Origin of the sequence: Arthrobacter sp. APC 3897 (assembly GCF_030407495.1) — a bacterium.
Lineage (GTDB): Bacteria > Actinomycetota > Actinomycetes > Actinomycetales > Micrococcaceae > Arthrobacter_B.
The window spans coordinates 67,407-89,215 of sequence record NZ_JASDDG010000015.1; the positions used below are offsets into that span (position 1 = coordinate 67,407).

The following is a 21,809-nucleotide window of genomic DNA, read 5'->3' on the forward strand; positions in this document are numbered from 1 at the left end:
GCAACTGCCGGCACCACCGATTGAACTGCTGAACGCGAATTATTGAAGGGGACCGGCTTATGTCATCTCGCCGTGCCGATGCAGGTGCCGGTCCCGCCGGAAACTCAGCTCTTGGTCTTTCGCCGGCAGCTCCGGGCAGCCGGCATCTGGGCCGCCGAAGCGTGGGGCATCCTGTGCTGCGGACCATCGCCCTGGTCCTTTCGCTAACGCTCGTCTCGGGGTTGGTGTTCGTGGCCGTGCAGGCCATCCGGCTGCAGCGGAACTTCGAGACCCGTCCGCTGAACCTGGGCTCTAACCAGGAATCCGCCATCCCGGTGGACGCCAACACCGACCCGCTGCAGATCCTGGTCCTGGGCACGGACAACCGCGCGGGCCAGGACAGCAACAACTCGGACGTCATGATGCTGGTCAACATGGCTGCCGACCGCTCCCATGTCACCGTGGTGAGTTTCCCGCGCGACCTGCTGGTGCCGCTGCCGGAATGCCTGGACCCGGAAACCGGCGACGTCTACCCCGCCATGGAACTGGGCCAGCTCAACGGTGCCCTGGGCAACGGCGGACCGGGCTGCACGGTCGCTGCCATCAACGAGCTCACCGGGCTGAGCGTGGACCACTTCATGATGGCGGACTTCAACGCGGTCAAGGAACTGTCCAACACCCTGGGCGGAGTGGACGTCTGTGTAAACCAGCCGGTTGAAGATGAACTGTCCGGGCTGAACATTCCGGCCGGCGTCAGCAGCATCAAGGGAGACCAGGCGCTTGCCTTCCTGCGTACCCGGCACGGCTTCGGCAACGGCGGTGACGAAGGCCGCATCCGTGCCCAGCAGAGCTTCCTGGCGTCCATGGTGCGCAAGGTCAATGAAGAAGGCACGCTGAACAACCTTCCCAAGCTCTACTCGATCGCCGAAACCGTCACCCGCAACCTGACGGTGGATAAGGAACTGACTGAAGTTTCCTCGCTCATCGCCCTGGCCGGACGGTTGAAGGACGTCGATCTGGACCGCGTCGCCTTTGTGACGGCGCCGGTGGTTCCCTATGAATACGACAACAACCGCCTGGTCCTGGACGAAGCCGCGTCCGCCCCGCTGTTCGAAGCACTGGTAGAGGACAGGGACATCACCGAGCCCGCTCCCGAATCGGCGCCGGCAACCCCCTCGAAGCCGGGGACGGTTCCTCCGGAAGCCCCGGAAGAAACGGTTCCGGCCGTTGACCCCGCGGCTGTCCCGGTCACCATCCTGAATGCCACCGGCGACGCCGGCAGCCAAAGCCGCGACAAGGCACTGGCCGCGTATCTTCTCTCCGAGGGATACGCCCAGGCGTCCGCCGGGGGACAGACTGCAGCAGCCAGCCCCGCCACCCAGGTTTTCTTCGGACCCGGTTATCAGGAGATGGCGGACCAGGTGGCGGCCGCCCTGGGCATCCCCGCCGTGCAGGTTGTGGCCAGCAATCTGGTCAACGGCGTGAGTGTGCAGGTTGGCGAGGACTTCGCGACCGGAAACACCATGCCCAGCGCCGGTGATGTGGGCGGCCTGTCCGGACAGACCGCCGCCCAGGTTACGTGCCAGACCGCATTCGGCAATTAACAATTGGGTTGGCCCCTGCTGCGCTGTTAGGGTAGTGGCGTGCGCGCAGAGCTCCTTCTCCTTAGCTGCCGCGGCGAGGCCATATCCAACGTATAGGCCGACCCCTCGCTGCGGAGTTTGTGTTGCCCGGCCGCTCTTCTGAACTCCTAGAAAAGGCCCCACAGACATGCGAAATGCACAGCAGCCCTCGGGAATGCCCGTCTCCAAATATGTTCCTTACCAGGAACAGATCAGCTTTGAACTGCCTGACCGCACGTGGCCGGACAAGGTCATCACCAAGGCCCCGCGCTGGTGCGCAGTGGACCTGCGGGACGGCAACCAGGCCCTGATTGACCCGATGAGCCCCGAACGCAAGCACAAGATGTTCGATCTGCTGGTGGAAATGGGCTACAAGGAAATTGAGGTGGGTTTTCCGTCCGCTTCCCAGCTGGACTATGACTTTGTCCGCCAGCTGATCGAAGGGGACCGTATCCCCGACGACGTCACCATCCAGGTCCTCACGCAGTCCCGCGAACACCTGATTGAGCGCACCTATGAGTCCCTCGAGGGCGCGGACCGCGCAATCGTCCACCTGTACAACTCCACCTCGATCCTGCAGCGCAAAGTGGTGTTCAACACCGATCAGGACGGGATTGTGGACATTGCGCTCACCGGTGCCCGGCTGTGCAAAAAGTATGAAGAGCAGCTGCGCGGCATCGACGTCACCTACGAATACTCACCCGAGTCCTACACCGGAACCGAACTGGACTTTGCGCTGCGCATTTCCAACGCCGTCGCCGAAGTCCTTGAGGCGTCCCCGGACCGGCAGATGATCCTGAACCTGCCAGCCACAGTGGAAATGGCTACGCCCAACGTGTATGCCGATTCCATCGAGTGGATGCACCGCAACCTGGCCAACCGGGACTCCATCATCCTGTCCCTGCATCCGCACAATGACCGGGGCACCGGAGTGGCGGCCGCCGAACTCGGTTACCTGGCCGGGGCCGACCGCATCGAAGGATGCCTCTTCGGTAACGGAGAGCGTACCGGCAACGTGGATCTGGTGACGCTGGGCATGAACATGTTCAGTCAGGGCATCGACCCTGAGATCGATTTCTCCAACATCGACCACGTGCGCCGCACCGTCGAGTACTGCAACCAGCTGCCCGTTCCCGAGCGTTCCCCCTACGGCGGAGACCTGGTCTTCACTGCCTTCTCCGGTTCACACCAGGACGCCATCAAAAAGGGCTTCGAGGCCATGGAAAAGGATGCTGCCGCCGCGGGCACCACGGTGGACGGCATTCCCTGGGCCGTGCCGTACCTGCCGATCGATCCCAAGGACATTGGCCGCACCTACGAGGCCGTGATCCGCGTGAACAGCCAGTCCGGCAAGGGCGGCGTGGCCTACCTGCTCAAGAACGAGCACAATATGGACCTGCCCCGCCGTGCGCAGATCGAATTTTCGGGCGTGGTCCAGCGCCGCACCGACACCGCCGGGGGTGAGATTACCGGTGCCGAGCTGTGGAAGGTGTTCCAGGATGAGTACCTGCCCTCCACTCCGGAGTCCGACGGCGAACCCTGGGGACACTACGCACTCTCCTCGGTCAACGCGGACACCGCGGAGGACGGCAGCTTCAAGATGACGGCCGTCCTGATGAACGGGGGAGTGCAGCAGAAACGCTCGGCGTCCGGCACCGGTCCGATCGCCGCCCTGCTGGAAATCCTCGGCGAGGACGGCATCGACGTGCGGCTGCTGGATTACACCGAGCACGCACTGTCCGCCAGCGGCAACGCGGCGGCGGCGGCCTACGTGGAACTGGCTGTGGGGGAGCGGGTGCTCTGGGGCGCCGGCATCGACGCCAACACCACCATGTCTGCCCTCAAAGCAGTGATCTCGGCCGTGAACCGGGCCATCCGCGACCGGGACTGACACAGACGGCACTGCTGCGGCGCGCCCGGACCGTTGCTCCGGGTGCACCGCGGCAGCACCAAACCGTGGGAAAATAGGGTTTGTGGCAGGAAAATCATTTGCATCCCGGACATACCGGGACGAGGGTGTGATCCTGCGCACCCACAAACTGGGTGAGGCAGACCGGATTCTGGTGCTGCTCACCCGCGGCCACGGGCAGGTCCGCGCCGTGGCAAAGGGTGTCCGCCGCACCTCCAGCAAGTTCGGAGCCCGGCTGGAACCGTTCATGGTGGCGGACCTGCAGCTGTCTTCGGGCCGCAATCTGGACATCGTCACGCAGGCAACAACGCTGGGCGCCTACGGACACGGCATCGTCTCTGATTATGCGCGCTATACTGCGGCGGCAGCCATCGCCGAAACTGCCGAGCGGCTGACCGACGTCGACGGCGAGTCCGCCAACGCCCACTACCACCTGGTCATCGGGGCCCTGGCGGCTTTGAACCGCGGAGCCCATGCCCCTGAGCTCATCCTTGATTCCTACCTGCTGCGCGCCCTGGCCACCGCCGGGTGGGCGCCGAGCTTTACCGTCTGCGCCCGCTGCGGCGCCCCCGGGCCGCACACGGCTTTTTCCGCCGCCCTGGGCGGCGCCGTCTGCTCCGCCTGCCGTCCGCCCGGGTCAGCCTCGCCTTCACCCGACACCATGGTGCTGCTGGCGGCCCTGCTCTCCGGGGACTGGTCAACCGCCGATTCCGCGGGACAGCAGGCCCGCCGCGAGTCCGCCGGCCTCGTTGGAGGTTACCTCCAGTGGCACCTGGAACGGGTCGTCAAATCCCTTCAACATGTGGAGCGTGTCTGAACGTGCGTTCAAAGCCCCAACCACCGGCCCGTCCTGCGCCGCATCCCTCCGGTGCGGTGCCGCCGGCCGTGCCCGCCGATCTGCTGCCCCGGCACGTGGCCATCGTGATGGACGGCAACGGACGCTGGGCCAACCAGCGCGGACTGCCGCGCACGGAAGGGCACCGGGCCGGAGAAGCGGCACTTTTGGATGTGATGGCCGGTGCCGTGGAGATGGGCATCCAACACGTGTCCGTGTATGCCTTTTCCACCGAAAACTGGAAGCGGTCCCCGGAAGAAGTCCGCTTCCTCATGGGCTTCAGCCGTGACGTCCTGCGCCGGCAGCGGGACCAGCTCAGCGAATGGGGGGTGCGGATCCGCTGGTCCGGGCGCCGGCCCCGCCTGTGGCAATCCGTGGTGAAGGAACTGGAAATCGCCGAAGAAGCCACAAAAGACAACACCGTCTGCACCCTTAATATGTGCGTCAACTACGGCGGCCGGGCCGAAATCACCGATGCGGTGTCCGCCATCGCGGCCGACGTCGCGCGCGGGAAACTGCGTCCGGGCTCAATCACGGAAAAGACCATCCAGAAGTATCTGGATGAACCGGATCTGCCGGATGTTGACCTGTTCCTGCGGACCTCCGGCGAGCAGCGGCTGTCCAACTTCATGCTCTGGCAGTCCGCCTATGCGGAAATGGTGTTCATGGACACCCTGTGGCCGGATGTGGACCGCCGCACCCTGTGGGAAGCAGTGGAAATCTACGCCCGGCGGGACCGGCGCTACGGCGGAGCAGTGGATCAGGCCGCTCCTGCCTAGGCCGGCCGATTCCTACGGTTTCAGGACAAACGCCCGTGACCACTGCTCCAGCTTGCCGTAGACCCGGCGCCGCACCGGCAGGGCAGAGAGCAGAACATCGTGCAGGGCGTTCTCGAACCGGAAGACGCTCACCTGCGGGCCGAGCAGCAGCCCCCGCTGCACCATGAGGTGCACGTCCAGCACGCTGTCGGAGGTTTTCATTGCCTCAGTCCAGCTGACAGCCACCGTGGATGTGGTTGATGCCAGCAGCAGGACCGGTACCCGAATGTCCAGGCCTCGTGCCACCTGCGCGTGCCCGCTGAGCACGGCTTTGATCCACCCGGCGCGGATCGGCCAGCTGGAGGGCGGCCGCAGCAGGGGATCCAGGTCCCATTCGCCGTCGCCGTCGCGGCTTATGCTGCGCCAGTAGTTCGTCAGTTCCGGTACCTTCAACCGGGCCTTTGGCCGCAGACGCGCCAGCGGCTCCAGCAGCCCGGCGGTGGCGGTGCGGACAATCCAGGATCCCCGCAGCTCCAGCCAGGGGCTGTTGAGAATCAGCGCTTCAATGCGTCCGGGATGACGGTGAGCCCAGAGAGAGGCAACCAGGCCGCCGGTGGAGTGGGCCATCAGGCTGATCCGCACCGGGGTGTCCGCCTCCCGGGCGGACCGGACGTGGTCGGTTAGGGCAGCCATCGCCGCTTCGATGTCGGCGTCATAGTCCTGCAGGTCCGTCACGTAACCCGGAGTCTGTCCGGGGCGGAGGCTGCGGCCGTACCTGCGCAGATCAAGTGCATAGAACGCCACACCCTGCCCCGCCCAAAAATCCGCCAGCTCGGTCTGGAAGAAGTAATCAGTCCAGCCGTGGATGTACAGGACGGCCTGCACGGGTTCGGGCGGAACGGGTGCGCGCAGCCGGTTAAGCAGTTCCCGCGCCCTGCCGCCGAGGGTGGGCGGCGGCGGCGGTTCAGGCGCATAGGAGACCAGGGTGGCGACGACGGGACCCTCTTCATCTTCGCCGAGGTCCAGGGTCAGGCACTGGAAGCCGCTGCCGAGGAAGTCCGGTCTCCACTGTGCATCCATCCCTCCATCTTCCTCTAATCTGCCGGCGGGTGCGTCATCGTCGATCCCGCCCCGACCCGGAATTTGGCACAGCGACCCCGCAATGGAAGCATGAAATCATGCGCGTTTATCCCGCCTTCTTCCGTGTCGTTTTCTCCGGCATGGATCCCGAAAAGGCCCACAAAATCGGTTTTGACCTCATCAAGGCGGCAGCTCTGACTCCCGCCGGGCCGGTAATGCGCCGCTTCATGCGGCCGTCCCCGAAACTTCGAGTACGGGCGCTGGGACTCGACTTCCCGTCTCCCTTCGGGTTGGCCGCAGGCTTCGACAAGGAGGGTTCGGGCATTGTTCCGCTGACCAATATGGGGTTTGGCCACGTGGAAATCGGGACAGTAACCGGCCGTGCCCAGCCGGGCAACCCGAAGCCCCGGCTCTTCCGGCTGGTCGAAGACCGGGCCGTCATCAACCGGATGGGCTTCAACAATGACGGTGCCGCTGCTGTTGCGCCGCGGGTGGCACGTGCCCGGCGCATGCTGGAACGGGCCTGGGGCCAGAACCGGCCCGTCATTGGGGTCAACATCGGCAAGACCAAAACCGTGGACCTGGCTGACGCGGTGGACGATTACCTGAACAGCACGCGGGAACTTGCGCCCCAGGCCGATTACCTGGTGGTCAATGTGTCCTCACCCAACACGCCGGGCCTGCGCCTGCTGCAGAACATTGATTCCCTCCGCCCCCTGCTTTCCGCCGTCTCCGAGACCGCTGACGCCGCGGCCGGCCGGCACGTTCCCCTGCTGGTGAAGATCGCTCCCGACCTCACCGACGAAGACATCGACGACGTCGCCCGCCTGGCCCTGGACCTTGGCCTCGACGGTGTGGTCGCCACCAACACCACCGTCACCCGCGAGAACCTGGTGACGGACCCGCACAAGGTCATGGACTGTGGAGTGGGCGGGCTCAGTGGTGCTCCGCTGCGCCGCCGGTCCCTGGAAGTCCTCCAGCGGCTGCACGCCGCGCTCGGCCCCGACGGGCCAGTGATCATTTCCGTGGGCGGAGTCGAAACGGCAGCGGATGTCCGCGAACGCCTGGCCGCGGGAGCCACCCTGGTGCAGGGCTACACCGCGTTCCTCTACGAGGGGCCGTTCTGGGCCGCCAGGATCAACCGGCAGCTGGCCCGGGAGAAGTAGACACCGGCACATACAGATAAAGGAAGGGTTCCTTTCCCGGAAGTGCCGGGGAAGGAACCCTTCCTTTATGCGGTCCTGATGCCGCTAAACCGCCGGGCGGAGCTTAGACGGGCTTTTCACCGCGCTTGACCTGCGGCTTCGGGAGGCGGAAGCGGCGCAGCTGCAGGGCTCGCGAGACGCCGTACCAGACGTCACCGGAATTGGGGCTGCCGAACTTCTCGGTGAGGCGGCGGCGGATGATGGCCCGCAGGATGAAGCTGTCGAGGATGACGGCCAGGATCAGAACCCAGAAGGCCAGCATGACAATGCTCTGCACCGTCAGGTTCTGGATGAAGCTGACCACCACAAAGACGAGGGCGGCAATCATGACAAACTCACCCAGGTTCCAGCGGGAGTCCACTACGTCGCGGATGAACCGGCGCTGGGGGCCCTTGTCGCGCAGCGGAAGGTAACGCTCGTCGCCGGTGTCGAGGGCGGCGCGGGTCTTCAGCCGCTCTTCACGCATGGCTTCACGGCTGGCATTTCTCGCCGCCTTGCGGTCTGTGGGGACCAGCGGGCGCTGGCGCGCTGCAACCTGGTCCCGGCGCTTGGGGGTGGGAACTCCCTTCCCCGCGGCCGTGCGGGCTGAGCTGGTCTGGGCTGCCGCAGCAGCCTGATCCACAGTTTCCTGCGCGGTGGGCGCTTCATTCTTTCGTCCGAACACCCCTCTAGGATACCTTGACGCCGGCCCCCGGCGGCCGTGTACGGGAAGGGGTAACTGTCCCCGTACTGCCCCGGCGGGGGCACATGTAGTGTTTTGTTATGACTTTGATACCAGAAACCCCTTCGCCGTCAGTGGATGTGGACGCGCTGCGCGCCGCCGTGGACGCTGATTTCGTCCGTACCGTTGAGCAGCTCAAGTCCCTCGTCTCGATCCCCGGCATCGCGTGGGACTCGTTTGACCCGGAACGGCTGAATGAAAGCGCCGAAGCCGTGGCCGCGCTCATTCGCGGTGCAGGGCTCACCGACGTGCAGATCCTGCGGGTGGACAACAACGGCAAGCCCGGCGGCCCCGCCGTCGTCGCCCGCCGTCCGGCCAGGGACGGCAAGCCTACGGTTCTGCTGTATGCCCACCACGACGTCCAGCCGCCGGGGGACCTGTCCCTCTGGGAAACCGAACCGTTTGTTGCCACCGAGCGCAACGGCCGTCTTTACGGGCGCGGGGCCGCCGATGACAAAGCCGGCATCATGGCTCACGTTGGGGCCCTCCGCGCTCTGGACTCGGTGCTGGGGGAGGACTCCGGCGTCGGCATCACGCTCTTTATCGAGGGCGAGGAAGAAGCCGGTTCACCCACCTTCCGCGACTTCCTCGAAACCTACCGCGATCTGCTCGAAGCGGACGTCATTGTGGTGGCGGACTCCGGCAACTGGAAAGTGGGCGTCCCGGCACTGACCACCAGCCTGCGCGGGCTGGTGGACGGCACCGTGGAAGTCCAGGTTCTGGACCACGCAGTGCACTCCGGCATGTTCGGCGGGCCGGTGCTGGATGCACCTACGCTGCTGGCACGCCTGATCTCCACTTTCCACGACGACGCCGGCGATGTCGCCATCGAGGGTCTTGCGTCCTCCGACACCGCGGCCGTGGAGTATGCCGAAGCAGACTTCCGCGAAGATTCCTCAGTGCTCGACGGCGTGCAGCTGGCCGGTACCGGGTCCATTGCGTCCCGGCTGTGGACCAAGCCGGCACTGTCCATCATCGGCATCGACGTTCCCTCTGTGGACATGTCCTCCAACACCATCCAGCCCAAGGCCCGGGCCAAGTTCAGTCTCCGCCTCGCACCGGGGCAGAACCCGGAGGAGGCCATGGCAGCTGTCGGCCGCCACGTCCAGGCACACGCGCCGTTCGGAGCAAAGGTCACCTTCACCCCGGGGGAGCAGGGGCAGGCCTTTGCCACGGATACCTCTGCTCCGGCTGCACGCACCGCCCTCTGGGCACTGCGCGAAGCCTGGGACGGCGTCGAGCCCGTGGAATCGGGCATGGGCGGTTCCATTCCCTTCATTGCCGACCTGACGGAGCTGTTCCCGTCTGCCCAGATCCTGATTACCGGCGTCGAGGATCCGGATTCGCGTGCCCACAGCGCCAACGAGTCACTGGACCTGGGTGATTTCCGTAACGCCGTGCTTGCTGAAGCCCTGCTGCTGGCCAGCCTCGGCCAGGCACCGCAGTCCTAGGTCTGCATTTTCGACAACACCACCGCGTCCGGGCATGGAAATCTTTTCCTGCCCGGATGCGTTGCGTCTGGGTGTAAGCACCGACGTACCATGGAGAAGGACCTGGCCCGGAGCCTTCGGGGGAGCAACTGCCCTCCCGTGCACGGTCCACGTGAGGAAAGAGAGAAGCAATGAGCACTTCCACCAGCGAAACCGGCACCGGAGTGGATACGGCAACCGCTCCTGAATCAGAGCTGCCCACCCACGAAGTTGCACTCTCCGATGTTGCTGCGGGAAAGGTCCGCAGCCTCCTGGAGCAGGAAGGCCGGACCGACCTGCGGCTTCGCGTGGCCGTTCAGCCCGGCGGCTGTTCCGGCCTGATTTACCAGCTCTACTTCGACGAGCGCGTCCTGGACGGCGACGCCGTCCGCGACTTCGACGGGGTTGAGGTCATCGTGGACAAGATGAGCGTGCCGTACCTGTCCGGCGCCTCCATCGACTTCGAAGACACCATTTCCAAGCAGGGGTTCACCATCGACAACCCCAACGCAGGCGGCTCGTGTGCCTGCGGAGACTCGTTCCACTAAGCTGCGTCCCGTGGCCCCGTTTCACTGACGGGGCCGTGCGGCCGTTGGCCGTAACACACGGTATTTTGCCAAGGACGCGGTGCGGTCTGTCACTGGATGGCCACGCGTGCGGGTAAGCTCTACACGTAGTAGTAAAACTGATCGTGCGCAGCTGGGGGATTCGTCTGTCTGCTGTGCCGCACTTGCACGTAACAAGAGGAAGGGCCGTCTGTGAGTTCGCAGGACCGAACCAGCAGCCGACGCGCCAGGATCTTTAAGATCTCAGCCGTAACGTCGGCCGGCGCGTTGTTTTTATCGGGTTGTTCAGCAGAAGCCCAACGGGGATGGTTGCCCACGGAGCGCGACACTACCAACCACACCGGCCGCATCATGGACCTTTGGGTCAATTCATGGATCGCGGCACTGGCGGTTGGCGTGCTTACCTGGGCACTGATTCTGTGGTGCATCATTGCCTACCGGCGCAGGAAGAATGAAACCGGCTACCCCCGGCAGCTGAGCTACAACCTCCCCTTGGAGATCTTCTACACGGCCATCCCGCTGTTCATGGTCCTGGTGCTGTTCTACTTCACCGACCAGGACATCCGCGCCATCAGTGAGCGCGTTGATGACCCCGACGTCGTTGTGGACGTCCGCGGCAAGCAGTGGTCCTGGGACTTCAACTACGTCAATGAGGACAAGTATGACCTCAACGTCCAGGTGAACCTGGACGGCCAGGAGAAGTCGGAAGCAGAGATGCCGACTCTCTACCTGCCGGTCAACCAGACGGTTGAGCTTCAGCTCAACTCCCGCGACGTGCAGCACTCCTTCTGGGTTCCCGCCTTCCTGCAGAAGATGGACCTCTACCCGGGGCGCACGAACTACATCAACCTCACTCCCGGCGTCGAAGGCACCTACGAGGGCAAGTGCGCAGAACTCTGCGGCGAGTACCACTCGGAAATGCTCTTCAACGTCAAGGTGGTCTCGGAAGCCGAATATGACCAGTACCTGGCTACCCTGCCGGACGGTCAGGTCGGCTCCGAATACGACCGCGTGTACAACTCAGAATCAAGCGAAGTAAGGAGGTAGGAGGAAGCTGTGACTACTCTCGAATACACTTCGGAAGAAACTCAGGTTGCACCGCGCGTCGTCCCCGTCTCCAAGGGGCGCATCATTGTCAGCTGGATCACTTCCACTGACCACAAGACGATCGGGTACATGTACCTGATCGCATCATTCATTTTCTTCTGTCTCGCAGGTGTGATGGCCCTGGTCATCCGCGCCGAGCTGTTTGAGCCCGGCATGCAGATTGTGCAGACCAAGGAACAGTACAACCAGCTGTTCACCATGCACGGCACGGTCATGCTGCTGATGTTCGCAACTCCGCTGTTCTCCGGCTTCGCCAACGTCATGATGCCGCTGCAGATCGGTGCTCCCGACGTTGCGTTCCCCCGCCTGAATGCCCTGGCATTCTGGTTCTTCCTCTTCGGCTCCACCATTGCCGTTGCCGGCTTCATTACCCCGCAGGGTGCCGCCTCCTTCGGTTGGTTTGCCTATGCGCCGCTGTCCAACACCACGTTCTCGCCGGGGGTTGGCGGGGATCTATGGGTGTTCGGCCTGGCGCTGTCAGGTTTCGGAACCATCCTGGGTGCGGTCAACTTCATCACCACCATCATCTGCATGCGTGCCCCGGGCATGACCATGTGGCGGATGCCGATCTTCACGTGGAACACGCTGGTTACCGCCATCCTGGTCCTCATGGCGTTCCCGCCGCTGGCCGCGGCGCTGTTTGCACTGGGTGCGGACCGGCGCTTCGGAGCACACATCTTTGACCCCGAGCGCGGCGGTGCCATTCTGTGGCAGCACCTGTTCTGGTTCTTCGGCCACCCCGAGGTGTACATCATCGCGCTGCCGTTCTTCGGCATCGTCTCCGAGATTTTCCCGGTCTTCAGCCGCAAGCCGATCTTCGGTTACAAGGGTCTTGTGTACGCAACGATTGCCATTGCTGCCCTGTCCGTGACCGTGTGGGCCCACCACATGTACGTCACCGGTGCAGTCATGCTGCCGTTCTTCGCCTTCATGACCATGTTGATTGCGGTGCCAACGGGCGTGAAGTTCTTCAACTGGATCGGCACGATGTGGCGGGGGTCCATTACGTTTGAGACGCCCATGCTCTGGAGCATCGGCTTCCTCATCACGTTCCTCTTCGGCGGCCTGACCGGCATCATCCTGTCCTCGCCCCCGCTGGACTTCCACGTGTCCGATACGTACTTCGTGGTTGCCCACTTCCACTACGTGATCTTCGGAACCGTTGTGTTCGCCATGTTCGCCGGCTTCTACTTCTGGTGGCCCAAGTGGACCGGCAAGATGCTCAACGAGCGTCTGGGTAAGATCCACTTCTGGATGCTGTTCGTTGGCTTCCACGCCACCTTCCTGATCCAGCACTGGCTGGGTGTTATCGGCATGCCGCGCCGCTACGCCGACTACCTGGTGGAGGATAACTTCACCCTGATGAACCAGTTCTCCACCTACGGTTCCTTCCTGCTGGGTGCGTCCATGATTCCGTTCTTCTGGAACGTGTACATCACCTGGCGCCACGGCAAGAAGGTTGAAGTTGATGACCCCTGGGGCTTCGGCGGATCGCTCGAGTGGGCCACGTCCTGCCCGCCGCCGCGCCACAACTTCACGTCGCTGCCGCGCATCCGTTCGGAGCGCCCGGCACTGGACCTGCACCATCCTGAACTCCAGCAGACCGTGACCGATGATTCGGCCGCCGGTAAGGTTCTGGGCGCTGCTGATCGTAAGGAGAAGGCCAAGTGAAGGTAGAGACAAAGCTCTTCGCCTATATGGCACCGTTCTTCCTCGTGGTGGGCGTTGTCTACGGCTACCTGGTTGAGTGGATGGAACCGGTGGGCTACCTGGCCCTGTTCCTGACCGCCGGCATGTCCGCCATGATCGCCTTCTACATTGGCTTCACCGGCAAGCGCGTAGGTCCCCGCCCCGAGGACCGGCTCGACGCCGAGATCCACGAGGGTTCCGGCGAACAGGGCTTCTTCAGCCCCTGGAGCTGGTGGCCTCTGCTGCTCGGCCTTTCCGCCGCAGGCGGTTTCCTGGGCATGGCTGTTGGCTGGTGGGTCCTCTTCATCAGTGCAGGCCTGGCGCTTATTGCGCTGGTTGGATGGGTGTACGAGTACAGCCGCGGTGCCCACGCCCACTAGGGCTTTGCACCACACCACAACTGCATAGAAGTACAGCAAGACAGAAGTAAAGCAGGAGAAGTACACCAAAGGGTCCGCAGGCAACTGCGGGCCCTTTGCTGTATCCCGGTCCTGCCGCGTCCCGGTGCGAGGACACGGCGGTGCCGGGGATCCGGCTATTCTTGGATGAGCAGCAGTACGAAAGGGAAGGGACCGCATGCGCAGCATTACCGACGCCGGGACCGGGCCGCGATGACGGAGCACGCCCTGCGCGGAATGCGGGAGACGATTGATGCCGGTACAGGCGTGGCCAAGCATCTGCAGCTGCAGAGCATCCTGCGGCGTTTTGTGGAAGAGCACGCGACGGCGGGTGCGGCGATTCCGTCGGAACGTTTGCTTGCGGACCACTTCGGCGTAGCCCGGATGACCGTCCGGCAGGCCATTGATGCCCTGGTGGCGGATGAGGTCCTGGAGCGGGTGGTGGGCCTGGGTACCTTCGTTGCCCGCCCCAAGCTGGATCTGCAGGTCAAGCTCACGTCCTACAGTGAAGAGATGGCCCGCCGGGGCATGGTCCCTGATGCACGTGTCCTGACCTTCGAGCAGGTGGGTGCATCCCATCTGGTGGCGCGTGAACTTAACATCGATCCCGGGCAGCCGGTTGTCCGCTTCCGCCGGCAGCTTCTTGCGGACGGCGAGCCCATGAGCGTTGATGAGAACTTCATTCCGGCTGTCCATGTTCCGGGGATGCTTGACGAGGAGCCGCCCACCTCCCTCTACCGCGTGCTGAGCGAACGCTACGGCATGGTGATGGAGTGGGGGGAGGACACCATCGAGGCGACTGCCGCTTCGGCTTCCACTGCACGGCTGCTCAACGTGGAGCTGGGGGCGCCGCTGCTGAAGATTCAGCGGCACGCCTACGTGTCCCGGACCATGGTGGACTATTCCGTCTCCTATTACCGGGCTGACCGCTACAAGCTCTGGGTGCCGCTCCAGCGCCCCGGAATGCGCACGCCCCGCTCGTACCACCCGGGGCGCCACCAGGGCCCCTAAGGGCGTCTTCCCGGGATTCTGCTCCCGTTCCTGTGCTCCGCCGCCGGCCCCCGAAGGGACGGGCGGGGCACTGCAATGACCAACACCAGCCAGAAAGGCTAGCGACATGAGTATCACCGTGATGTACCGGCGCGACAAGAAGGGGGTTCTGCACTTCCGCGAAGCAATGTATGACGAGGACTCCCGGGAGTACATGCTCAATCAGGGCAAGGTTGGATTCATGGGAACAGGTTCCGCCACCGCCGGTGTGGACGAAGCTGCAGCCGAAAAGAAGTTCGCTGCCTTTGCAGCCAAGTCAGCTGAACTGGGGTATGCGGAGATTCCCGCAGAAGAGCAGTTCTGGGTTGTTGCCCAGTACGCACTGAAGTCCGCCGAGGGCACGGAACGTGACCGGTACCTGGAGTACAAGGCCCGGACCGCACTGGCCTCCTACTTTTCCTGGCGCGGTCTGGGCACGGTTAAGGAGAGCGAATTCGCTCCCGGGAAACTGAACATTTTCTGCCTCGTCCCTGACGTCCCGAAGGCGGTCAAGGGCATGCTGGTGGTGCTTCGGGACGCAAACCTGGACTTCACCAAGCTGGGCATCGGGTCCGCCCCGGTTGCCGATGCGTCCGCCTGGAAGCGCAGGCACCCGCTGCCGGCAAAAACCCCGTTTACCCTGGACTGACAACAGGCACAGGTTGGCGGGGCAAGAACCGGATAACAAAACAAAGGAGCCGGCCAGCATATGCTGGCCGGCTCCTTTCGCCGTACTAGTTGAGCTGTACTGATAAGCCGAACCGGCTATCAGTACTGAGGGCTACCGATTCGTGATGGAATTCTGGTCTTCCTCTGCCGCTTCAACTTCAGCGGGGGACTCGTGATGGTGTGCATCCTCGAGCTCGCGCGGCGTAACCGGAGCAACCCGGTCTTCGAAGAAGAAGCGTGACAGACGGCCGCGCAGCTTCTCCTTGCCGGTGATCTTCCCGCGGGCGTCCGGCTGGGCCGGGATGGCTTCGGGGGAGTCGAAGTCGACGAGCTTGTAGCGCTTGTACTCGTCCACCGGCTCATGAACCTCGATGTACTCACCGTGGGGGAGACGGACAATGCGTCCGCTTTCTACACCGTGGAGAACGATCTCGCGGTCCTTGCGCTGCAGCGCCAGAGCGATGCGGCGTGCAACGGCGAAGCCAATCAGCGGCCCGAAGATCACCAGGAAGCGCAGCCAGTACGTCACATCGTTCAGTGACACATGGAAGTGCGTAGCGATGAGGTCGGAGCTGGCGGCAGCCCACATGGTGCAGTAGAAGATGATGCCGGCAACGCCGACGCCGGTGCGGAACGGAGCGTTGCGCGGACGGTCCAGCAGGTTGTGGACGCGGGTGTCCTTGGTCAGCCAGGCTTCGATCCACGGCCATGCGAACAGCAGGGTGAAGACGATGCCGGCCGGGACCAGCGCCGGGAACAGAACGTTGAAGGAGAGGGTGTTGGTGCCCCACGGGAACGGAATGTTCCACTCCATCGGGATATTCGCGATCCAGCCCGGCATCAGGCGCAGCGCGCCGTCAACCCAGCCGATGTACCAGTCAGGCTGGGTACCGGCGGAAACGGGGGAGGGATCGTAGGGACCGTAGTTCCAGATCGGGTTGACCGTGAACAGGCCGGCAATGATGGCGATGATGCCGAAGACGATGAAGAAGAATCCACCGGCCTTGGCGGCGTACACCGGACCAACCGGGTAGCCCACCACGTTCATGTTCGTACGGCCGGGGCCGCGGAACTGGGTGTGCTTGTGGATGACGACCATGAACAGGTGGATGGCGATCATCAGCAGGATCAGGGCGGGAACCAGCAGGATGTGCAGCATGTACAGGCGGCCGATGATGTCGGTGCCCGGGAACTCGCCTCCGAAGAGGAAGAAGCTGATGTACGTACCAACCACCGGCACCGACTTGATAACGCCGTCGATGATGCGCAGGCCGTTGCCGGACAGCAGGTCATCGGGGAGGGAGTAGCCGGTGAAGCCTGCAGCCAGGGACAGGATCAGCAGGACGCCGCCCACCACCCAGTTCAGCTCGCGCGGCTTGCGGAAAGCGCCGGTGAAGAACACGCGGAGCATGTGCACCGAGACGGCAGCTACGAAGAGCAGTGCCGACCAGTGGTGCACCTGGCGCATGAAGAGACCGCCGCGGATGTCAAACGAGATATTCAGCGAAGACTCGTAGGCCACGGACATCTCGACGCCCTGCAGGGGAACATAGCTTCCGTTGTAGTGCGTTTCAGCCATGGACGGGTCAAAGAAGAAGGTCAGGAAGGTGCCCGACAGCAGCAGGATGACGAAGCAGTACAGCGCAACTTCACCAAACATGAAGGTCCAGTGGTCAGGGAAGACCTTGCGGCCGAATTCCTTGACCATGGCCGAACCGCTGACACGGGAGTCAACGAAGTTGGTGACGCGCCCAAGACGGGTCTTGGGCTCGTAAGGGGTAGCGGAGGGAACACTCATGGTTTAGCCACGCTCCCAGTAGCTCGGTCCAACGGGTTCATGGAAATCGCTGGTGGCGATCAGGTAACCGTCTTCGTCCACTGCGATGGGCAGCTGCGGAAGAGGGTGAACGGCCGGTCCGAAGATGACCTTGCATTCCTGCGTGAGGTCGAAGGTGGACTGGTGGCAGGGGCACAGCAGGTGGTGGGTGTGCTGTTCGTACAGCGCCACCGGGCAGCCAACGTGGGTGCAAATCTTGGAGTAGGCGACAATGCCGTCCACGTTCCAGTCTTCACGTCCGGGGGAGGGGTTGAGCGATTCCGGGTCCAGGCGCATGAGCAGGACAACAGCCTTGGCCTTTTCCTCAAGCTTGTGCTCGGACTCGTTCAGGCCCTCGGGAATGACGTGGAACGCTGAACCAAGGGTGACATCGGAAGCCTTGATCCGGGTTCCGCTGGGGTCGCGCGTCAGGTGCACGCCTTCGGCCCACATGGTGTGCCGAAGGACATCGCCGGGCAGCGGGCCGAGGTCGCGGAAGACCGCGATGGCCGGAAGCGGTGCCAGGACCATTGCGCCGAGGAGGGTGTTGCGGATCAGGGGACGGCGCTTGATGCCCGTTTCCTCGATGATGTCGCCCACCATCTTCTCTGCGAGAACACGGTCTTCCTCGGGACGGATTTCATGCCGTTCCTCAGTGATTTCGTGGTCCGGCATGAGCGTCTTGGCCCAGTGCACAATACCGACGCCGATACCCAGCATGGCGAAAGCGGTACCCAGCCCCAGGAGCAGGTTCTGCACCCGGATATCGGCAATGGTGTGGCCGCCTTCGAGCTTGATGCCGAAGTACCCGATGAAAAACACGAGCGTGCCGATGATCGAGATGACGAACAGTGCCGCCACCTGCTTTTCGGCGCGCTTCTCAGCCTGGGGATTCGTATCGGCCAGGCGAGGACGGTGCGGAGGAAGACCGGGATTCCGGAACTTCTCTTCGCCGTCCTGGCCAGCCGTAGCGACGGTGCCCGAGGTGTTCGGACTGCCGTGACTATGGTCGCCCATGATCCCCCTCATCCTTCTCTTGAAACTGCATTTATAGACCTATGTGTAACTGTGATGTCACCCCGGGAGGGTGAGCGCGGGTGATGTCTAGGAAGACCGGGAGGTCAACCAAATGGTGAAAGCGATGACGAGGCCAAGGCCCGCCGTCCAGATGAACAGGCCTTCGGAAACCGGACCCAGCGAGCCGAGTTCGGCACCGCCCGGGGAACCGTTGGCTTCGATGTTCTTCAGGAAGGCGATGATGCTCTGCTTGTCCTCGGGGGAGACGTTGGCGTCGTTGAAGACGGGCATGTTCTGCGGGCCTGTGACCATGGCCTCGTAGATGTGCTTCTCGGAGACGCCCTCCAGGGAGGGAGCGAACTTACCCTGCGTCAGGGCACCACCGGCACCCGCTGCGTTGTGGCACATGGCGCAGTTGACACGGAACAGCTCTCCACCCTCGGCAGCGTTGCCGCCGGCGGCGTCGATGATTTCAGCGTCCGGCACGGCGGGACCGGCACCGAGGCTTGCTACGTAAGCGGCGAGCTGGCTGGTCTGTTCTTCGGTGAACTGGACGGGCTTCTGCTGTGCCTGCGGGCCCTGCATTGCCATGGGCATGCGGCCGGTGCCGACCTGGAAGTCGACCGATGCGGCTCCGACGCCGATGAGTGAGGGGCCGTTGACGGATCCGGATGCGTCCATGCCGTGGCAGGTGGCGCAGTTGGCGATGAAGAGCTTCTCGCCTTGGTCTTCGTCATCGGCCGTATAGGCGGTGCTGGCAGCCTGGGCCTCGTTGGCCCCGCTGACAGCTGCGTAGAGCCCACCCGTAACGAGGAGTCCCAGCAGCAGCAGCGCAACTGCTGCTAGGGGATGACGTCGCCTTTGCGATAGTGCCTTCACTTGGTGGTTCCTAACTTGTGTGGTCTTTGGTGTGCTGGTGCCACTGTGGATTTCTTGGTAATTGCCGGCTCAAGCAGGTGTTACTTGAGGAAGTAGATGATGACGAACAGGGCAATCCAGACTACGTCCACGAAGTGCCAGTAGTACGAGGTCACGATCGCGGAAGTCGCTTCAAAGTGTCCAAAACGCTTCGCTGCGTAGGCGCGTCCGATGATGAACAGGAACGCGATGAGTCCACCGGCGACGTGCAGGCCGTGGAAGCCCGTGGTCAGGTAGAACGAGGAACCGTAGGAGTTCGAGGAGATCGACACCCCTTCGGTAACGAGCATCGCGTATTCGTAAGCCTGAACGGACACGAAGACTGCACCCATGAGGAAGGTGAGGAGGAACCACTCGACCATGCCCCAGCGGGAAACTTGGAAGAGTCCTCCCGTGCGGCGCGGCTGAAGACGTTCTGCGGCAAAGACGCCGAACTGGCAGGTAACGGAACTAAGAACAAGGATCACCGTGTTCGCCAACGCAAACGGAACGTTGAGCTTCTCGGTCTCCATGGCCCACAGATCGCTCGAAGTGGAGCGAAGAGTGAAATACATGGCGAAGAGCGCGGCGAAAAACATGAGTTCGCTGGCCAGCCACACTACGGTTCCGACGGAAACCATATTGGGGCGGTTCAGCGTGGGGTGAGCCGGGGTACTGGGGGCATGGGTCGCTGTTGTCACATAGACATTATGGACGTAAAACTCTCCAGTTCTCCAACAGATATAGACGGTCGGCGCGTCAAAATAGTGCCGAAACCCCGCGGATCCCAGTAACGGCGCGGAAGTGGCTCGTCAGAAACAAATCCGCTTTTTCTACGATTCGTAGATAACCTAGGGGATGTGACTACGAATCCGAGCTCCGAACACACTTGGCCGACGCTCATCAACGCCCTGGTTTCGCGCCGGGATCTGCGCTCTGAACAGACTCGCTGGGCGATGAATTCCATCATGGCGGGCGAAGCTTCCGACGCCCAGATGGCGGGGTTTTTGGTGGCACTGCGGTCCAAAGGGGAGACGGTCCAGGAACTGACCGGCCTGGTGGAGGCCATGCTGGAGAACGCACGCCCCATCAACATCCCGGGGGAGACCCTGGACATCGTCGGCACGGGAGGCGACCGGCACAACACAGTGAATATCTCCTCCATGGCTGCCCTCGTCTGTGCCGGGGCCGGAGCCAAAGTGGTCAAGCACGGAAACCGGGCGGCGTCGTCGTCGTCGGGCTCCGCTGACGTGATTGAGGCACTCGGGGTGCGCCTGGACCTCCCCGTGGAACGCGTGGCGGAGGCAGCGTCCGCGGCCGGCATCACCTTCTGCTTCGCCCAGGTTTTCCATCCGTCCATGCGGCACGCAGCTGTGCCAAGGCGGGAAATGGGTGTGGCCACCGCCTTCAACTTCATGGGACCGCTGACCAATCCCTCCCGCCCCGCTGCCTCCGCGATCGGGGTTGCCGATATTCGGCTCGCGCCCCTGATGGCCGGCGTCCTGGCGGCACGCGGCGTACGTGCCCTGGTGTTCCGCGGCGAGGATGGCCTGGATGAGATGACGACGACCGGCGCCTCCACCGTGTGGGAGGTCCGTAACGGGGCCGTAGAGGTGTCAACGGTGGATCCCCTGGATCTCGGCATCCCCCGGGCTACCCTGGACGACCTGCGGGGCGGAGACGCGTCCGCGAACGCCGCTGTGGTGCGCAGCGTGCTGGCCGGGGACAAGGGACCGGTCCGCGACGCCGTTGTCCTCAACGCCGGTGCCGCCCTGGTTGCCCTGGACCCCGAGGTGCACGGTTCCCTGCGGAATCGCCTGGCGGACGGTATCCGCCGCGCAGAGGAGTCCATTGACTCCGGTGCCGCACAGGGTGCACTGGACAGCTGGATCGCCGTTACGCAGTAGCCCCGGTCACGGGGGCGGCAGACGGAAATCCGTCTGATTCAGGCCTGATTTTCTCCCGGCTGCTGCGGTTTTCGCTATATATACGAGCCGTACGAGCGAAACTGCAGGGTCCGCACGGAACCGAAAACGAGGCCCTTTTTCTTACCCGCCAGGGAAGAAAAAGGGCCTCAAACTGTTACAAAACCGTTGCTCTCAGAGGTGACTCCTGTGATTTTCGGCTCGAAATTCCAACGGGTCAGCTATCGAATCCGAGTGAAAAAGCGGCGTCCAAATCGTGCTTGGAGTAGGACCGGAAGGCGATCTGGGTGGTGGTGCCGATGACGCCGTTGACCTTGGAGAGCCGGTTGGCGATCGCGTCCGCGAGATCCTCGTGGCGGCGGACGCGGGCAACGGCGATGAGGTCCCATTCGCCGGTGACCGAGTAGACCTCGCTGATGCCTTCGATCTCGGAGATCTCTTCGGCGCATTCGGGGATGCGGGCGGAGTCGGTCTGAATGAGGACAAAAGCCGTGATCATGATGAGCCTTTCGAAAGTGCCGGCGGGGTGGAGTCCGGTGCGTCGGCGCAGCCGGCCCCGCTACTGCGAGCCTATCGGAAACACGGAGTGTGCTTCCTCGGGGGATGTCCCGGTTAGCGCTTCCTGCGGACCAGGTGGTTCACGGCCCGCGGAACCAGCAGGAAGGCGCCCAGGACGCATAGTGTGACGACGGCGAAGCTCGGGGCCACACCGCCGCCGAAAAGCGCCCGGATGCCCAGTCCGGCAACCACAGTGATCAGCCACAGGACTGCACCTGCCGGCCACAGGGACGCCGGAGACTGCCAGCGGGCCAGAAGGAGGCGGCCGGCCAGGCAGGCTGCCAGGAACGGCGAGGCGGTGACGAGGATCCCGGCGGGATCCAGGCCGTGTTGGTGGGTGTCCCGGCCAAGGGCGGCAAACAGGATGATGAGGACGATGTCGAGGGCCAGGATCACGGCGCTGCTGCGGCCGGGGCCGGTCTGCGAGGCGTCAGGGGAAACAGCAGGGGAGCCGGCCGGGGAAGCGCCGTCGGATGTGCTGCGCGGGGAGTTCACGGCTGCTGCTTTCCGGAGGCGCCGCGGCGGTGCTCCCGTACGTAGGGTTCCAGGAGTTCGCTGAC

General features: G+C 63.6%; 21 protein-coding genes. 13 read left to right on the forward strand and 8 right to left on the reverse strand.

Annotation, left to right across the window (positions count from 1 at the left end):
- The first annotated feature begins 59 nt into the window (after nucleotides 1-59).
- The 4 genes from QMA10_RS09140 to QMA10_RS09155 all read left to right on the forward strand — a co-directional run bounded on the left by QMA10_RS09140 (nucleotide 60) and on the right by QMA10_RS09155 (nucleotide 5,124).
- Nucleotides 60-1,583, forward strand: a complete 1,524-nt coding sequence (locus tag QMA10_RS09140) for an LCP family protein (protein WP_290167689.1) — start codon at nucleotides 60-62, stop codon at nucleotides 1,581-1,583.
- Between the two features lie 166 nt (nucleotides 1,584-1,749).
- The gene (leuA, locus tag QMA10_RS09145) at nucleotides 1,750-3,492 is read left to right on the forward strand and encodes a 2-isopropylmalate synthase (protein WP_290167691.1); all 1,743 of its coding nucleotides are present in this window, start codon (nucleotides 1,750-1,752) and stop codon (nucleotides 3,490-3,492) included.
- An 82-nt stretch (nucleotides 3,493-3,574) separates the two neighbouring features.
- Nucleotides 3,575-4,327 carry a DNA repair protein RecO gene (gene recO / locus QMA10_RS09150; RefSeq protein WP_290167693.1) on the forward strand — a complete coding sequence of 251 codons (753 nt, stop codon included), beginning with the start codon at nucleotides 3,575-3,577 and terminating at the stop codon, nucleotides 4,325-4,327.
- Complete coding sequence (locus tag QMA10_RS09155) at nucleotides 4,324-5,124, forward strand: isoprenyl transferase (protein ID WP_290167731.1); 801 nt, start codon at nucleotides 4,324-4,326, stop codon at nucleotides 5,122-5,124. Before recO ends, QMA10_RS09155 begins: the two co-directional genes overlap by 4 nt.
- A gap of 12 nt (nucleotides 5,125-5,136) precedes the next feature.
- Here the strand turns inward: QMA10_RS09155 and QMA10_RS09160 are convergent, their stop codons facing one another.
- On the reverse strand, nucleotides 5,137-6,183 hold the full coding sequence (locus tag QMA10_RS09160; protein ID WP_290167695.1) for an alpha/beta hydrolase: 1,047 nt from the start codon (nucleotides 6,181-6,183) through the stop codon (nucleotides 5,137-5,139).
- A gap of 98 nt (nucleotides 6,184-6,281) precedes the next feature.
- Between QMA10_RS09160 and QMA10_RS09165 the strand changes: the two genes are divergently transcribed.
- Nucleotides 6,282-7,349: a quinone-dependent dihydroorotate dehydrogenase gene (locus tag QMA10_RS09165; protein WP_290167697.1), complete on the forward strand. Its 1,068-nt coding sequence runs from the start codon at nucleotides 6,282-6,284 to the stop codon at nucleotides 7,347-7,349.
- Nucleotides 7,350-7,452: 103 nt separating this feature from the next.
- Here QMA10_RS09165 and QMA10_RS09170 read toward each other — a convergent pair whose 3' ends face one another.
- Nucleotides 7,453-8,052: a DUF3043 domain-containing protein gene (locus tag QMA10_RS09170; protein ID WP_290167698.1), complete on the reverse strand. Its 600-nt coding sequence runs from the start codon at nucleotides 8,050-8,052 to the stop codon at nucleotides 7,453-7,455.
- 98 nt (nucleotides 8,053-8,150) lie between these two features.
- On the opposite strand from QMA10_RS09170, the gene QMA10_RS09175 reads away from it, so the two are divergent.
- The 7 genes from QMA10_RS09175 (at nucleotide 8,151) to QMA10_RS09205 (ending at nucleotide 15,016) form a co-directional block, all read left to right on the forward strand.
- Nucleotides 8,151-9,560: a dipeptidase gene (locus QMA10_RS09175; protein WP_290167700.1), complete on the forward strand. Its 1,410-nt coding sequence runs from the start codon at nucleotides 8,151-8,153 to the stop codon at nucleotides 9,558-9,560.
- 170 nt (nucleotides 9,561-9,730) lie between these two features.
- The gene (locus QMA10_RS09180; protein ID WP_290167701.1) at nucleotides 9,731-10,126 is read left to right on the forward strand and encodes an iron-sulfur cluster assembly accessory protein; all 396 of its coding nucleotides are present in this window, start codon (nucleotides 9,731-9,733) and stop codon (nucleotides 10,124-10,126) included.
- 210 nt (nucleotides 10,127-10,336) lie between these two features.
- Nucleotides 10,337-11,191 carry a cytochrome c oxidase subunit II gene (gene coxB, locus QMA10_RS09185; protein WP_290167703.1) on the forward strand — a complete coding sequence of 285 codons (855 nt, stop codon included), beginning with the start codon at nucleotides 10,337-10,339 and terminating at the stop codon, nucleotides 11,189-11,191.
- A gap of 9 nt (nucleotides 11,192-11,200) precedes the next feature.
- The gene (gene ctaD, locus QMA10_RS09190; protein WP_104054101.1) at nucleotides 11,201-12,922 is read left to right on the forward strand and encodes a cytochrome c oxidase subunit I; all 1,722 of its coding nucleotides are present in this window, start codon (nucleotides 11,201-11,203) and stop codon (nucleotides 12,920-12,922) included.
- On the forward strand, nucleotides 12,919-13,320 hold the full coding sequence (locus QMA10_RS09195) for a cytochrome c oxidase subunit 4 (protein WP_290167705.1): 402 nt from the start codon (nucleotides 12,919-12,921) through the stop codon (nucleotides 13,318-13,320). Before ctaD ends, QMA10_RS09195 begins: the two co-directional genes overlap by 4 nt.
- Nucleotides 13,321-13,575: 255 nt before the next feature.
- A complete protein-coding gene (locus tag QMA10_RS09200; protein ID WP_290167732.1) occupies nucleotides 13,576-14,349 on the forward strand; it encodes a GntR family transcriptional regulator in 774 nt (257 codons plus the stop codon).
- A gap of 106 nt (nucleotides 14,350-14,455) precedes the next feature.
- Nucleotides 14,456-15,016 (forward strand): hypothetical protein, encoded by a 561-nt coding sequence (locus QMA10_RS09205; protein WP_290167706.1) that lies wholly within the window; start codon nucleotides 14,456-14,458, stop codon nucleotides 15,014-15,016.
- A gap of 132 nt (nucleotides 15,017-15,148) precedes the next feature.
- Here QMA10_RS09205 and QMA10_RS09210 read toward each other — a convergent pair whose 3' ends face one another.
- The 4 genes from QMA10_RS09210 to QMA10_RS09225 form a co-directional block, all read right to left on the reverse strand.
- Nucleotides 15,149-16,834 (reverse strand): ubiquinol-cytochrome c reductase cytochrome b subunit, encoded by a 1,686-nt coding sequence (locus tag QMA10_RS09210; protein ID WP_290167708.1) that lies wholly within the window; start codon nucleotides 16,832-16,834, stop codon nucleotides 15,149-15,151.
- Nucleotides 16,835-16,837: 3 nt separating this feature from the next.
- A complete protein-coding gene (locus QMA10_RS09215; protein WP_290167710.1) occupies nucleotides 16,838-17,869 on the reverse strand; it encodes a Rieske 2Fe-2S domain-containing protein in 1,032 nt (343 codons plus the stop codon).
- Nucleotides 17,870-17,956: 87 nt separating this feature from the next.
- A complete protein-coding gene (locus QMA10_RS09220) occupies nucleotides 17,957-18,748 on the reverse strand; it encodes a cytochrome c (protein WP_290167711.1) in 792 nt (263 codons plus the stop codon).
- Nucleotides 18,749-18,828: 80 nt separating this feature from the next.
- Nucleotides 18,829-19,467: a heme-copper oxidase subunit III gene (locus tag QMA10_RS09225; protein WP_104054107.1), complete on the reverse strand. Its 639-nt coding sequence runs from the start codon at nucleotides 19,465-19,467 to the stop codon at nucleotides 18,829-18,831.
- A 159-nt stretch (nucleotides 19,468-19,626) separates the two neighbouring features.
- On the opposite strand from QMA10_RS09225, the gene trpD reads away from it, so the two are divergent.
- Entirely contained in the window at nucleotides 19,627-20,673 is a 1,047-nt protein-coding gene (gene trpD, locus QMA10_RS09230) for an anthranilate phosphoribosyltransferase (protein WP_290167714.1), read from the forward strand.
- A gap of 235 nt (nucleotides 20,674-20,908) precedes the next feature.
- Here trpD and QMA10_RS09235 read toward each other — a convergent pair whose 3' ends face one another.
- A complete protein-coding gene (locus QMA10_RS09235; RefSeq protein ID WP_290167715.1) occupies nucleotides 20,909-21,190 on the reverse strand; it encodes an Lrp/AsnC ligand binding domain-containing protein in 282 nt (93 codons plus the stop codon).
- Nucleotides 21,191-21,303: 113 nt separating this feature from the next.
- A partial coding sequence (locus tag QMA10_RS09240) for a DUF3054 domain-containing protein (RefSeq protein WP_290167716.1) occupies nucleotides 21,304-21,809 on the reverse strand: 506 nt, incomplete at its 5' end.

What these genes read in the sequence shown, in the direction of transcription:
- QMA10_RS09140 (WP_290167689.1), top strand. Translation starts at nt 60, where the DNA reads ATGTCATCTCGCCGTGCCGATGCAGGTGCCGGTCCCGCCGGAAACTCA.
- leuA (WP_290167691.1), top strand. Translation starts at nt 1,750, where the DNA reads ATGCGAAATGCACAGCAGCCCTCGGGAATGCCCGTCTCCAAATATGTT.
- QMA10_RS09160 (WP_290167695.1), bottom strand. Translation starts at nt 6,183, where the DNA reads ATGGATGCACAGTGGAGACCGGACTTCCTCGGCAGCGGCTTCCAGTGC.
- QMA10_RS09165 (WP_290167697.1), top strand. Translation starts at nt 6,282, where the DNA reads ATGCGCGTTTATCCCGCCTTCTTCCGTGTCGTTTTCTCCGGCATGGAT.
- QMA10_RS09175 (WP_290167700.1), top strand. Translation starts at nt 8,151, where the DNA reads ATGACTTTGATACCAGAAACCCCTTCGCCGTCAGTGGATGTGGACGCG.
- QMA10_RS09180 (WP_290167701.1), top strand. Translation starts at nt 9,731, where the DNA reads ATGAGCACTTCCACCAGCGAAACCGGCACCGGAGTGGATACGGCAACC.
- QMA10_RS09200 (WP_290167732.1), top strand. Translation starts at nt 13,576, where the DNA reads ATGCGGGAGACGATTGATGCCGGTACAGGCGTGGCCAAGCATCTGCAG.
- QMA10_RS09205 (WP_290167706.1), top strand. Translation starts at nt 14,456, where the DNA reads ATGAGTATCACCGTGATGTACCGGCGCGACAAGAAGGGGGTTCTGCAC.
- QMA10_RS09210 (WP_290167708.1), bottom strand. Translation starts at nt 16,834, where the DNA reads ATGAGTGTTCCCTCCGCTACCCCTTACGAGCCCAAGACCCGTCTTGGG.
- QMA10_RS09215 (WP_290167710.1), bottom strand. Translation starts at nt 17,869, where the DNA reads ATGGGCGACCATAGTCACGGCAGTCCGAACACCTCGGGCACCGTCGCT.
- QMA10_RS09235 (WP_290167715.1), bottom strand. Translation starts at nt 21,190, where the DNA reads ATGATCACGGCTTTTGTCCTCATTCAGACCGACTCCGCCCGCATCCCC.